Below are 12,385 nucleotides of genomic sequence, written 5' to 3'. Positions count from 1 at the left end.
CGCCGGGCACTGCCCGGCGCGCGCCGTAGACTTCGGCCCTGTGGCGCTCAGCGATGCCGACCGTGAGTATCTGGCCCGCTGTGTCGAATTGGCGGCCGAGGCCTGCGAACACGGCGACGACCCGTTCGGCTCGATATTGGTCGATGCCGACGGCACCGTGCTCTTCGAAGATCGCAACCGGGCCGGCGACGGCGACGCCACCCGCCATCCTGAGTTGGCCATCGCCCAGTGGGCGGTGGCCAACCTTGCCCCGGCGCGGCGTGGCCGGACCACCGTCTACACCTCCGGTGAGCACTGCGCGATGTGTTCGGCGGCCCACGCGTGGGTCGGGCTGGGCCGGATCGTGTTCGCGGCATCGACGGCGCAACTGACCGAGTGGCTGACCGAGCTGCAGGTGCCGGCAGCGCCGGTGGCCCCGCTGCCGATCACCGCGATCGCTCCGCATGTGGCAGTCGACGGGCCGGCGCCGGAGTTCGAATCGGACTTGAAAGCGCTGTTCTGCACCCGTTACCAACGCCGAGGGTGACGCCGACAGCGCTCAGTCCCCGGCGAGCCGCGCCAGCCGGTCCACGGTCAGCGGATCCTCCTGCCCGCCGTAGTAGCGATCCAGCACCGCCCGAAACTCGTCGCAGCGGCAATCACCGGTGTGGCCGGCCTCCGCGCAGGCTCGCGTGAACAGGGTCATCGAGGAACGCAGCTTGAGGTCATCGGGCCGGCCGAGGATCTCCTCGATAGCCCGACCGCGCACCGCATTGATCAACTGCGCGCACTCGTGCAACCGTGGCCCGAGCAGTTCGTGGGCCAGGTAGGCACGCGCTTCCGCAAGATCAGCGATCCCGTAATGCTGTGCCGTCGCGCTGACGCCCAGCCCGGCCAGCTGCGGAAACACGAACCAGATCCAGTGGCTGCGCTTGCGGCCGGCGCGCAGTTCGGCGAGCACGGTGTCGTAGACACCGGCCTGCGCGTCGACGAAACGCTGCAGTCCGAACGCCTCCGGGTTACCGGCCATGACATCAACCGTGGCACAGTGCGACGTGGCAGTGAAGGAGTCAGCAATGTCGGCGATGCCACGGCGGTTTCCCAGGGTGCAAGACCTCGCTCCCCTGATCCGATTCCGCAGGCCACGGTTGAACCGCGCCGCGGCGCGCCTCGATGCCGCGCTGACCGTCGAAGACCTGCGCCGGATCGCTGAGCGGCGCACCCCCAAAGCCGCCTTCGACTACACCGACGGCGCCGCCGAGGATGAGATCTCGCTGGGGCGGGCACGACAGGCCTTCCGCGACATCGAATTTCATCCGGCCATCCTGCGCGACGTCACCGAGGTCGACACCAGCCGCGAGGTGCTCGGGGCGCCGGTCGCGTTGCCGTTCGCGATCGCCCCCACCGGCTTCACCCGGCTGATGCACACCGCGGGCGAGCTGGCCGGGGCCCGCGCTGCCGAAGCCGCGGGCATCCCGTTCTCGCTGTCCACGTTGGGCACAGCCTCTATCGAAGAGGTGGCCGCGGCCGCGCCGGGCGCCCGCCGATGGTTTCAGCTCTACATGTGGCGCGACCGGGAGCGGTCGATGGCGCTGCTGCGCCGCGCCGCCGATGCCGGCTACGACACCCTGCTGGTCACTGTCGACTGCCCGGTCCCGGGAGCGCGACGGCGGGACACCCGCAACGGCATGACCATCCCGCCGGCGCTGACGCTGCGCACAGTCGCCGACGCCGTCGTTCATCCGGCCTGGTGGTTCGACCTGCTCACCACAGAGCCGCTGTCGTTCGCGTCGCTGGACCGCCTGCCGGGCACCGTCGCGCAGTACATGGACACCATGTTCGACCCGAGCGTGACCTTCGACGACCTGGCCTGGGTCAAGTCCCAGTGGCCGGGCCGATTCGTGGTCAAAGGCATTCAGACCGTCGCCGACGCCCGCGCCGTCGTCGACCTCGGCGTCGACGGCATCGTGTTGTCCAACCACGGCGGCCGGCAGCTCGACCGGGCACCGGTGCCGTTCCAGCTGCTGCCCGAGGTGGCGCGCGAGGTCGGGCGGGACACCGAGATTCTGCTGGACACCGGCATCATGTCCGGCGCCGACATCGTCGCGGCGGTCGCGCTGGGCGCTCGGTGCACCCTGATCGGCCGGGCCTACCTGTACGGGCTGATGGCCGGCGGGCAGGCCGGTGTGCACCGCGTCATCGACATCCTCGCCGAGCAGATCCGGCGCACCATGCGACTGCTCGGGGTCAGCGACCTGGCGGAGCTGACACCGCAGCACGTCACTCAGCTCCCGGGGCGCTGACCACCCGCCCGGGTTTGCGGTGCTGCTCGCGCGGGTATAGGCGCGTTGTGCACACCGATAGGGAGCTGGTGCGCCGGTTGTTGCGGCGCGCCGGCACCACCTATGCGCAGGAAGCCGGCATCCGGTTGCGTAACCAACCGATGCCGCTGTTCCAGCTGCTGATGCTGTGCATGCTGGCCAGCAAACCCATCGACGCGGGCATCGCGGCGCGGGCGGCACGGGAGCTGTTCGACAGTGGTCTGCGCACTCCGCACAAGATCCTCGAGGCAGACCGCCGCACCGTGATCAACGCCCTGGGCCGCGCCCATTACCGCCGTTACGACGAGAGCTCGGCCACCATGTTGGTCGAGCTCGCCGAAGCGGTGCAGGAGGACTATCGCGGGGACCTCCGCCTGCTGGCCGAACGCAGCGGGCGTGATGTCGCGGCGGCCACCGCGGCGCTCAAGCAGTTCAAAGGCATCGGTGACATCGGTGCGAGCATCTTCCTTCGCGAAGTCCAAGACGTCTGGCCCTGGGCACGGTCCTCCTTCGATGACCGCGCGCTGGCCGCGGCCCGCGATCTCGGCTTGCCGGGCAACGCAGACGAACTCAGCGCGCTGTCGCAGGGACGCAATGCCGAGCTGGCCGCCGCCCTCGTGCGCTACTCGGCAGACTCCGACGTACGTGATCGGCTGACCGAGTGAACCGAGCGCGGCTGTCATCACCACATCAGACCGCGAATGAGTTCCACCGGTGGAATATCTTCTATCGCAATCAATCCCGCTGGTGCACGACAGACCCAGTCAATCGCATTGACCACCCGCGCGGCCGTGGACACACATCCCGCATCGGTGACATCCAGCACCGGGTGCGACAGGTGGGTACCCATCTCGATGCGGGGTTCGCCTTCGACGATCACCTTGTGGATACCGGTCAGACCTTCGGGCGGGTACTCCCAGTGCGGCGCCGCCGCCGAGGTCAGTCGGTTGATGTGTTCCACGGTGATGACCGCGACCCCGCCGCGCACGCCTTCGGCCGCGAAACGTACCGCAGCCAACTGGCCGGGCTCGACGGTGGTCATCACACACTCGATGCGCACGTCGGTATACCAGGGCTCGAACCGTTGCCGCACCTCGTCGAGTTCCACGCCGAGATGATCGGCGAGGTTGCGCACCAATCCACCGAACATCGAGGTGATCACGCCGGGCTGGAAGGCCAGCGGCGGATCGGCATCCCGGGTGGTGCCGAATCCCATTGCGGTGCCGGTGTACTCGTAGTCGTCGTAGTTGCCGTAGTCGAAGATCTCCTGGACGGTGACCGACTCGGCTCGGGTGACCAGGCTCAGGGCGGAATGAACCGCGGTGTCCGAGGAGAAGCCGGGATCGATACCGTTGACGTAGAGCGAGGAGTTCCCGGTCCGGCAGGCCTGCTCCAGCGGCGCACGCAGCCAGTCCTCGGTCTGCCGAGGCGCGACCAACCACACCATCGAGGTGCCGACGACGTTGATTCCGGCGGCCAACAGCTTCGACATCTGCTCGATTGCCTCCATCGGCCGCGTCTCACCCAGTGCGGTGTAGACCACGCAATCCGGTTCCAGTGCGATCAAAGCATCGATGTCGTCGGTGGCGAGGATTCCGGTCGACTCGCCTAGACCGCACAGTTCGGCCGCGTCACGTCCGATCTTCTCCGCGCTCGCGGCGTGGACGCCGACCAACTCCAAGTCGGGTCGGCCGATGACCGCTCGCAGCGAGTGCCGGCCGACATTGCCAGTGGAGAACTGCACGACTCTGCGCATTGGATATCCGTTCGTGGATCAGTAGTCGGGGATCGGCAGCGGGGAGTTGTTCGAGTCGATGCCACCGTCGACATGGAAGATCGCATTGGTCGCGTAGCAGTCGGGGGTGGACAGATAGACGCACTCGGGCGATGCCCTGACCCACGCCCTTGCCCGCGCCGGTCACGATGGCCACCTGGCCGTCCAGGTTGAACTGCTCGAGTGCCATGGAACTCCTCTCCGGCGAGGTGGCATTCATCTAACGTCCTTCTCTGACTTAAGTCAATCAATTGGCGCCCGAGAAGTTGCCCCGATACCCGCTATCCTGAGCGTATGTCGTTGACACAAAGGCCTTCAGCGCGCGAGGCTCGACGTCTGCAGACGCGCGAGCGGCTGATGGGCGCTGCCATCGCCGAGTTCAAACGGTCGGGCGTCGCCGGCGCGGATGTCGGTGCGATAGTGGCCGCCGCCGGTGTCGCGCACGGTACGTTCTTCTTCCACTTCCCCACCAAGGAACATGTGTTGCTGGAGCTGGAGGGCCGCGAGGAAGAGCGTATCGCCAAGCAGCTGACGCGCTCCACGGCCACCAACCACGACTTGGCAGCGACCTTGCGGGAATCGGTCCGACTGGTCGCGGGACTGGAGCGCAGGCTCGGCGCACTGCTCTTCAAAGACTTTCTTGCACTGCACTTCTCCCCCACCCGTCCGCCGATCGATGAGAGCGCCGCGCATCCGGTGATCGTGGCCGTCGCGCAGTCGATCGACAGCGCCAAGACCCGAGGACAGGTCGACCCCGACGTCGATCCGGTGAACAGCGCGGTGTTCTTCCTGCTCGGCCTGTACGCGTTGTTGACCACCACGCACAGCTGGCCCGGACAGGACGCCATGCTCGCCGACTACGTGGCCAGGGCGTTGCACAGCATGGGCGCCGGCAATTGACTGCGAGATTTCATTGACTATTGTCAGTGGCTATGAAACTGCCCTCGCCGAAGCCGGGCCGCAGCGGTAACACCGCATCCGCACCGACCCGTCCGTCGAGCCCCTCGGCCAGTGGCCTGGACGAGCACCTGGAGCAGTCACGGCTCGCCCAACGCCAGGCCGATAAATGGCTGATCTCGGGCAGCCTGCTGATCGGCACGGCGGTGCTGGGAGTCTTCGGCCTGCCGCTGTTCCTGCGTGGCGTCTACCTGCTGCGCAAGGCGCAACGCGACGGCCTCACCGTGCGGCCCATGCTGGTCACCCTGATCGGCTACTGCGTGATCGTCGACGCGGCCATCAACACCGTGGGCTGGGCCCTCGACGTGATGGCCAACCACTCCCTGCTGGCCCGAATATTGTTGAACGGTTGGGGCAACATGTTCGACGCCGGCTACTTCTGGCATTACAACGAACTGTGGGTCGGCGGCGCGACCGCCTGGAGCGAGAAGCCCCTCGAACTGGCCCTGATCCTGAGCGTGTTCACCATGCGCATCGCCGCAGGGATCGGCTTCCTGCAGATGAAGCGCTGGGGCCACCAGTGGATGATCATCACCTGCTGGATGGGCGTGGTCATCTGGTGCGTGTACGTGCTCAACATGACGGTGTATGCCGATATGCGCTACGCCGGCGTGGTGTTCCCGGTCATCGGCTGGTGGATCTACGACATCTTCTACATCACCCCGTTCCTGGCGATCCCGTACCTGCATTCGGTCAACCGGGAGATCTTCACCGACTGAATTGACCTTACTCATTGACTTTAGTCAGCATATTGACTAGAAAGAACTAACCATGGCACCTCAGGCCGAGCCGTCGACGCGCACTGCCCGTCGCCTGCAGACGCACGAACGCATTCTTACCGCGGCGGTGACCGAGTTCACCGTCGCAGGTATGGCCGGAGCCGACGTCAACGCGATAGCCGCCGCTGCCGGCGTCGCCCATGGCACATTCTTCTTCCACTTCCCCAGCAAGGAACATGTACTGCTGGAGCTCGAATCTCGCGAAGAGACCTGGGTGGCAGCAGAGTTCGAACGGTTCCTGGAGCACAACCCGGGGCTGGAGGCGGCGCTGACCGAGATCGTCCGCCTGGTGTGCGGCCTGGAACAGCGTTTCGGCCCGGTGTTGTTCAAGGAGCTGCTCGCGCTGCATTTCTCGCCGACCCGCCCCACCGAAGACGCCTGGACCGACCACCCGGTGATCGTGTTGCTGGTCGGCGAGATCGAGCGGGCGTGTGGTGAGGGCACGGTACATCCGGAGGTCGACGCGTTTTACAGCGCGGTGTTCTTCCTCCTGGGCATCTACGGCGTGCTCACCACCATGACCAACTGCGACACCCGCGAGAGGATGCTGGCCGAGTTGGTGGCAACGGCGGTGCGCGGTCTGGAGATCCGATGAACGAGCAGGGAGATTCGAGATGATGGGCTGGGTCTGGGAGATCCTTCGATACGTCGCGGCATGGGGCGGCACCGGACTGGTGATCTGGTTCTGGTACTGGCTGTTCTCCAATCTGGGCACCTTCTAGGTCGGTCAATACGCCGATGCCAGCCCTTTCCGATGTCGCCGCCCTGGAGATCGAGCGCAGCTGCGCCCTGACTGCCGTCGCGCTCAGCGATCAACGCCGCTCCGGGGCGCGTCTGGTCACCGGCGGGCATCGCGGCTTCTCCCTGAGCAGCCGGTTGGATGTAGTCCACGTTCCGTATCCCCATCTGCACCGATCCTGGACCCGGCGTTCACTGACATGCGGTGTGGCCCTTCAGTGTTCGCCGTCAAAGGACCGGATCGCCGAGTACCGGCTGAACGAGCTCTCGACCCGGGAGCTGCTTGCCCTGACCACGGTCGAGGCCGGTGTCGCCGCGGGATGGATCGCGGCGAACTGGCCTGGTCTGCTCACCGAGATCCACCGGTTGCTGCCCGATATCGAGATCGCCGACCAGGACATGGAGAGCACGCAGATGCTTGAGCGGGCGATCGCCCTCGCACGCACCTCGCGGCCCCTGCTGATCGACCCGGTACTGGGCCGTCTACCCAGCGCCCACACCGCCCCCCAGCAGCTGACCGACAAGCTGCGCCGGACCTTCGGCCGGATGCCCTGGACCAGCACCCAGAAGCGGATGCCCCGGCCCTACTCGGTCCCCGTCGGCGGCGACGGCGGGGTGCGCAACTCCAACCTGCCGCCTCCGAGCCGGCCCCAGGACAATGACTTCGACGTCACCCCCGAACACCGGCCCGGAATCCCCTACCCCGAGTGGAACTCCTGGACGCAGAGCTTCCTGCCCGACCATGTCGCGGTGCTGGAAAGACCGTACGGCAGCCGCGACCGACAGCCCGGTGCGGTGGCGGTGGAGTTGCGCAGATGGTTCGAGGAACACACCCACCGCGCGATGCGAAATCGGTTGGAGGACGGTTCCGATATCGACGTCGACCAGTACGTGAACCACTACATCGACGCGTCCACCGGTGCGGCCGACGAGCCACGCATCTTCCGAGAGCTGCTGCCCACCAGCCGCGACGTCACCACCGCACTGCTGCTGGACGGCAGCTCATCGCTGGGTGTTCAGGGCGGACGGATCTTCAAGCTCGAGTTGGCCTGCGCCGATGCGCTTTCCCAAGCGATGACACTGGCCAGGGAACGACACGGCATCTTCACCTTCACCGGCAACACCCGGCACCGCGTCGAGGTCAGCTGTCTGAAAAACTTTGAGGACCGCCGCTTCGTGCCGCCGGGGAAGCTGGGACTGACCACCGGCGGATACACCCGGCTGGGTGCTCCGCTGCGTCATCTGACCAGCCGTCTGCTCGAGCAACCTGCCGAACGCCGACTACTCATCGTGATCGGCGACGGCATGATCTCCGACGAAGGGTACGAGGGGCGCTACGCGTGGGCGGATGCCGCGCACGCCGTCGAAGAGGCGAACGAGGCAGGGGTCTCGATCTACTACGTCGGCGTCGGCCCCGCCAGGGTCGATCCGCTGCCGGAAGTGTTCGGCCCCCGGCGGTCCCAACGGATCCGACGCGTCCAAGAGCTTCCCCGAATCCTCGCCCACGTCCACAGAGAGCTGGTAGCAGCATGACGAGCGACACGTACTACGCCACTGGCAACGAGGTCCAGCTCTTCGAACAGGCGTACCGCCAGCACCTGCCGGTGATGCTCACCGGTCCGACCGGCTGCGGGAAGACCCGCCTGGTCGAACACATGGGGTTGCTGCTGGGCCGGCCGGTGGTGACCATCAGCTGCCATGACGATCTGACCAGTTCAGATCTGGTCGGCCGGTTCATGGTGACCGGCGGAGACGTGGTGTGGACCGATGGCCCACTGACCCGCGCGGTCAAGGCCGGTGCGATCTGCTATCTCGACGAGGTCGTCGAGGCTCGCCATGATTCGCTGGCCATCCTGCATTCGCTGACCGACCACCGCCGAGCGCTGTACCTGGACCGCGCCGGCGAGGTCGTCGCGGCGCCGGACACCTTCATGCTGGTGTGCTCCTACAACCCGGCCTATCGCAGTTCGCTCAAGGAACTCAAACCATCGTTCCGGCAACGATTCGTCACCCTGCCGATGCACTACCTGCCGCCGCAGCGCGAAGCCGACGTGATCGTCGCCGAAGCCGGCGTCGGACTGGAGGCGGCCCGCCGGTTGGTGCGCTGCGCCACCGCGATCCGCACCGCCGACGAGGCGTTCCACTTCGAGCCCCCATCGACTCGGGTGCTGGTCACCGCGGCCCACCTGATCGCCGCCGGCGCAACCGAATTGGAGGCGGCCGAGGCGTGCGTCCTGGCCCCGCTGTCCAGCGACGGCGCCATCACCGACGGACTACGCGAAGTGGCCGCGGCCAGCTTGACCGACGCGTCGAACCCGACCCGCTAGACCTACCCTCCCGGAAAGGAAAACCAAGACATGGTGGATCAACAGGAGCGCAGTCGCAAAAAGGCCCTCATCATCGTCCAGATCGTCATCTACGGATTCCTGCTGTCGATGTTCCTCATCCAGATGTACATGTCCTTCGCGCGCGGCTGGTGGGGACTGTGAACTTGCCGCTGCCCAAGGACCGTTCGGCCCGTAAGCCGGCTCCCGCCGCTGACGGCGCGCTCAGCCTCGAGGAACACCACGAACAGTCGCGCCTGGCCCAACGGCGCGCCGACAAGTGGATGATCGTCGGCGCGGCCCTGATGGGGATGTGGGCGCCCGGGCTGATCGGCTTCCCGATCTTCATGCGCGGCGTCTGGCTGCAACGCCAGGCACAGCTCGCGGGGATGTCGGTGCGCCCCATGATCGTCACGCTGATCGGATATCTGGTGCTCATCGACGGCATGCTCAACAGCCTGGGCTGGGCACTCGACATGATCGGCAACCACACGCTGATCAACCGGGTACTGATGATCGGCTGGGGCAACATGTTCGACGCCGGATACTTCTGGCACTACAACGAGATGTGGGTCGGCGGATCGTCGGCTCCCGGCGAGAAGGCCTATGTGATCGGCCTGATCCTGACGGTGTTCTCGATGCGGGTGGCAGCGGCGATCGGCTTCCTGCAGATGAAGCGCTGGGGTCACCAGTGGATGATCATCACCTGCTGGATGGGCATCGTGATCTGGTGTGCCTACGTGCTCAACATGACGATGTACGCCGATGTGCGGTACGCCGGCGTGGTCTTCCCGGTCATCGGCTGGTGGCTCTACGACATCTTCTACATCACGCCCTTCCTCGCAATTCCGTACCTGCACACGGTGAACCGCGAGATCTTCACCGACTGAACATCTTTCTCGAGCCCTAGGAGCACCCGTGACCACTACTCCCGAATCCACTGTCGACGAACAGGCCGAGGATCTGCCCCCGGGTACGACGCCGTACTACGCCCGGATGCACCGCTACATCAAGCGCGCCGTACTGGTGTGCCTGGTGGCGCTGGTCATCGAAGGCGCCTTCACCCTGCCCTTCATGGCGGTCTACTACGGCTATCCGACCTTGAGTTTCACCCAGATCTGCAGCGAATTGCTCAAGGTTCGCTACTCCGACGACGACCTGGAGTGCAAGGTGCCCTACCCGGCGTTCGGCCCTCCCGAGGGCGCGGAGGGCAAAGACACCGCGCAGGACGAATGGGGCGTACAGCCGGTCCCGAAGTACAAGCGGCTCGGGTTCCGCGAACTGGTGCGCATCCATGAGGAGCGCGAAGCCCGGCTGGCCGCAGAACAGCAGCACAGCCCCTAGAAGTCCGGACTATGCCCGAATCCGCCGAACTGCAGGCCACCTTTCACGGCAACTGGGTCGCCCGTGGGTTTCGTTCGGCTCCTTGACACTGGAGTTCGGTCGATGAAGTACAAGTTCGCCCCGGAGGCGCTGCACCAGATCGCCCAGCGAGTAGTCGGCGTTCCGCCGGAGAACGGCGAGTTGATCGGCCGCACCATCGAACTGCTCGCCGACCAGTACCCTCAACTGATCGACCCCGGTCCCGGCCGCTGGGTGGGCAGTAGGGCCGGCGGCATCCTGGGTAAGGTCCGTTTCCTCTACTTCAGCCCACGCGAGTACGTGGTTATCTTCGGATCTCCCACTGGCACACAAGGCTTTTCGGGTCGATACAAGCATGTCGACATCCACAAGTTCCTGCTCGCCGGGCAGATCGATTCCTACGACCTGGAATCCGACGACACCGCGCCACTCCCGCCGCTGCTCCCCGGTGAACACACCTGCCTGGAGCGCGGGTATGCGCGCGGGCTGACCATCCATCCAGGCTCCTGGCATCTCGAGTACGGTGCGCGGGGCGGTCGCCACCACCTTGCCGTTCGCGATGGTGGACACCTTGTTGGTGTCCTTGGAGTTCGAATCCGTACGACGCTCGACGGTCGAGTTCACGAAGCTGCTGCGCCGGCGACGATCAGCCCGCTAGTGTCCTGCCCCCTACCGCAGCGTCGCGGTGCCGTCGTCGTGCACGTCGATGGCCGCACCGGCGATGTCCTCACGGACGGTGGTCTCCGCGGCGTCCGGGTCCCGGATCACCGCCAGGGCTCGCGAGCCGTCGGGGGTTCGGACCGCCAGGAACGCCTGCAGCGGCCGCCCGTCGCGATCGAACGGCGTGGTCCAGGTCTCCACGGTGCCGGTCCCCTGCCACTGCACCACAGCCGGCCGGGTAGGTTCTGCATCCACCGCGGATTGGACGTCCTCCCAACGGAAGCCGGACGGAGGTGGTTCGGTGCTGTACACCCCGAAGCTGTGTTTGGTCAGATAGCCGCCATTGGCGGTGATCAACCCGCGCCGACCGGGATGGGCGACCAGCAGTTCGGCCAGGGTGGCGATCGAATGCATCACGTAGTTGTTCCACGGGCCGCCGGCGAAGGTCAGCCCGCCGGTCACGGTCAGCGGCCGGTCGGGATCGTCGGTGGGCAGACCGAGCTCGGCCGCGGCAACCTGAACCGCCGACGGGAAGCACGAGTACAGGTCGACATAATCGACTTCGCCGATCGCGCCGACACCGGCCAGCTCCAGTGCGCGGGCGCCGGCGATCCGGATGGCCGGTGACCGGTGCAGTTCGGCCCGGTTGGCGATCGAGTAGGTGTCGTGAGCGTCGGCGCCGGCCTGCGGAAACACCCAGGTGTCGGAGGGGATCCGCAAGTCGGTGGCGGTCTGAACCGAAGTCAGCACCAGCGCGGCGGCCTGGTCGACCATGTTGTTGGAGTTCATCAACTTGGTGTAGGGCCAGCTGATCATCCGATTCTTCGGGCCCGGCTGCCAGATCTCTTCGGCACCGGCGGGTTGGCGGATCCAGGCGTGGGGATTGTCGACTGCGACGGCGTTGAACCGCGACCAGAGTGCACCGATGCGCTGCCGATGGTCTTCGGGAGTCTCCCCCGCGGCGATGCGCAGAGCCTGCTCGAACAACGGATAGACGTAGGCGGGCCGGTCCAGGCCGATTCGTTCCTCGGCGGGTCCGGCCATCGGCACGTCTTCGCCGTCGCATTCGGCCATCGGCACGCTGTCGTCCTGCTGGGTCCAGGCCAGTTTGCCCCCGGCGCGCCGCAGCCGGGTACGGGTGCGCCACATCTCGCCGCCGGCCAGCAGCACCACACCGGCACGACCGTCGCGGATGTCCAGGCAGGCCTGATTCACCAGGGACTGCGGCACATTGCCGCCCATCGGGGTGTAGCGAGTGGCGGGACCGTCCGCGCCGATCCGCTGCCCGAGCAGAGCACCCGGATCGCGGTAACGAGCGGACAGCAGGTTCACCACACGAATCGAGTCGACGGCGCGCAACACCCGGTCGTGGGCGGCGTGGCGGGCCGCGGCCGCCATCAGATCGACGGGTTCTACCAGGTCGTGGTCGTCGCGGTGGTTGATCTGGCCGTAGCCGATCAGCACCGGTGTCCGGGGGTCGACGGGCATGGG

The 12,385-nt window shown here is 66.3% G+C and carries 14 protein-coding genes and 2 pseudogenes; 12 read left to right on the top strand and 4 right to left on the bottom strand.

Translation table 11 applies throughout. The features are described from left to right. The first annotated feature begins 40 nt into the window (after window positions 1-40). Window positions 41-526: a nucleoside deaminase gene (locus AWC16_RS14370; protein WP_085265414.1), complete on the top strand. Its 486-nt coding sequence runs from the start codon at window positions 41-43 to the stop codon at window positions 524-526. Between the two features lie 12 nt (window positions 527-538). Here AWC16_RS14370 and AWC16_RS14365 read toward each other — a convergent pair whose 3' ends face one another. Then, on the bottom strand, window positions 539-1,009 hold the full coding sequence (locus AWC16_RS14365) for a DUF1810 domain-containing protein (protein ID WP_085265413.1): 471 nt from the start codon (window positions 1,007-1,009) through the stop codon (window positions 539-541). 46 nt (window positions 1,010-1,055) lie between these two features. Between AWC16_RS14365 and AWC16_RS14360 the strand changes: the two genes are divergently transcribed. Together AWC16_RS14360 and AWC16_RS14355 are read left to right on the top strand one after the other, a co-directional pair. Continuing rightward, on the top strand, window positions 1,056-2,282 hold the full coding sequence (locus AWC16_RS14360) for an alpha-hydroxy acid oxidase (protein ID WP_085265412.1): 1,227 nt from the start codon (window positions 1,056-1,058) through the stop codon (window positions 2,280-2,282). A gap of 47 nt (window positions 2,283-2,329) precedes the next feature. Continuing rightward, window positions 2,330-2,965: an HhH-GDP family DNA glycosylase gene (locus AWC16_RS14355; protein ID WP_085265411.1), complete on the top strand. Its 636-nt coding sequence runs from the start codon at window positions 2,330-2,332 to the stop codon at window positions 2,963-2,965. A gap of 17 nt (window positions 2,966-2,982) precedes the next feature. Here the strand turns inward: AWC16_RS14355 and AWC16_RS14350 are convergent, their stop codons facing one another. Together AWC16_RS14350 and AWC16_RS23505 are read right to left on the bottom strand one after the other, a co-directional pair. Further along, window positions 2,983-4,056, bottom strand: coding sequence for an NAD(P)H-dependent amine dehydrogenase family protein (locus tag AWC16_RS14350; protein ID WP_085265410.1), 1,074 nt, complete (start codon window positions 4,054-4,056; stop codon window positions 2,983-2,985). Between the two features lie 18 nt (window positions 4,057-4,074). Further along, window positions 4,075-4,179: pseudogene (locus AWC16_RS23505) on the bottom strand (SDR family NAD(P)-dependent oxidoreductase); the annotation flags it as partial. Window positions 4,180-4,368: 189 nt separating this feature from the next. Here AWC16_RS23505 and AWC16_RS14345 point away from each other — a divergent pair. From AWC16_RS14345 to AWC16_RS14310, 9 genes and pseudogenes are all read left to right on the top strand, one after another. Further along, complete coding sequence (locus AWC16_RS14345) at window positions 4,369-4,974, top strand: TetR/AcrR family transcriptional regulator (RefSeq protein WP_085265409.1); 606 nt, start codon at window positions 4,369-4,371, stop codon at window positions 4,972-4,974. A 32-nt stretch (window positions 4,975-5,006) separates the two neighbouring features. Continuing rightward, window positions 5,007-5,750, top strand: coding sequence for a hypothetical protein (locus tag AWC16_RS14340; RefSeq protein ID WP_085265408.1), 744 nt, complete (start codon window positions 5,007-5,009; stop codon window positions 5,748-5,750). Between the two features lie 52 nt (window positions 5,751-5,802). Continuing rightward, on the top strand, window positions 5,803-6,405 hold the full coding sequence (locus AWC16_RS14335; RefSeq protein WP_085265407.1) for a TetR/AcrR family transcriptional regulator: 603 nt from the start codon (window positions 5,803-5,805) through the stop codon (window positions 6,403-6,405). Window positions 6,406-6,548: 143 nt separating this feature from the next. Next, window positions 6,549-8,081, top strand: coding sequence for a nitric oxide reductase activation protein NorD (locus AWC16_RS14330; protein ID WP_085265406.1), 1,533 nt, complete (start codon window positions 6,549-6,551; stop codon window positions 8,079-8,081). Continuing rightward, window positions 8,078-8,875, top strand: a complete 798-nt coding sequence (locus tag AWC16_RS14325; protein ID WP_085265405.1) for a CbbQ/NirQ/NorQ/GpvN family protein — start codon at window positions 8,078-8,080, stop codon at window positions 8,873-8,875. Before AWC16_RS14330 ends, AWC16_RS14325 begins: the two co-directional genes overlap by 4 nt. A gap of 30 nt (window positions 8,876-8,905) precedes the next feature. After that, window positions 8,906-9,037 carry a hypothetical protein gene (locus AWC16_RS25580; protein WP_264017122.1) on the top strand — a complete coding sequence of 44 codons (132 nt, stop codon included), beginning with the start codon at window positions 8,906-8,908 and terminating at the stop codon, window positions 9,035-9,037. Then, window positions 9,034-9,762 carry a hypothetical protein gene (locus AWC16_RS14320; RefSeq protein ID WP_409370668.1) on the top strand — a complete coding sequence of 243 codons (729 nt, stop codon included), beginning with the start codon at window positions 9,034-9,036 and terminating at the stop codon, window positions 9,760-9,762. The genes AWC16_RS25580 and AWC16_RS14320 overlap by 4 nt, the downstream gene beginning before the upstream one ends. 28 nt (window positions 9,763-9,790) lie before the next feature. Continuing rightward, window positions 9,791-10,216 carry a hypothetical protein gene (locus AWC16_RS14315; protein ID WP_085265404.1) on the top strand — a complete coding sequence of 142 codons (426 nt, stop codon included), beginning with the start codon at window positions 9,791-9,793 and terminating at the stop codon, window positions 10,214-10,216. 102 nt (window positions 10,217-10,318) lie between these two features. Continuing rightward, window positions 10,319-10,892, top strand: a pseudogene (locus AWC16_RS14310) (isomerase). Window positions 10,893-10,903: 11 nt separating this feature from the next. On the opposite strand, the gene AWC16_RS14305 reads toward AWC16_RS14310, so the two are convergent. Beyond that, the gene (locus AWC16_RS14305; protein WP_085265403.1) at window positions 10,904-12,382 is read right to left on the bottom strand and encodes an acetyl-CoA acetyltransferase; all 1,479 of its coding nucleotides are present in this window, start codon (window positions 12,380-12,382) and stop codon (window positions 10,904-10,906) included. Window positions 12,383-12,385 lie beyond the last annotated feature (3 nt).

The organism is Mycolicibacter longobardus, from assembly GCF_002102265.1.
Lineage (GTDB): Bacteria > Actinomycetota > Actinomycetes > Mycobacteriales > Mycobacteriaceae > Mycobacterium > Mycobacterium longobardum.
This window is presented reverse-complemented; position numbering and strand designations above follow the sequence as displayed.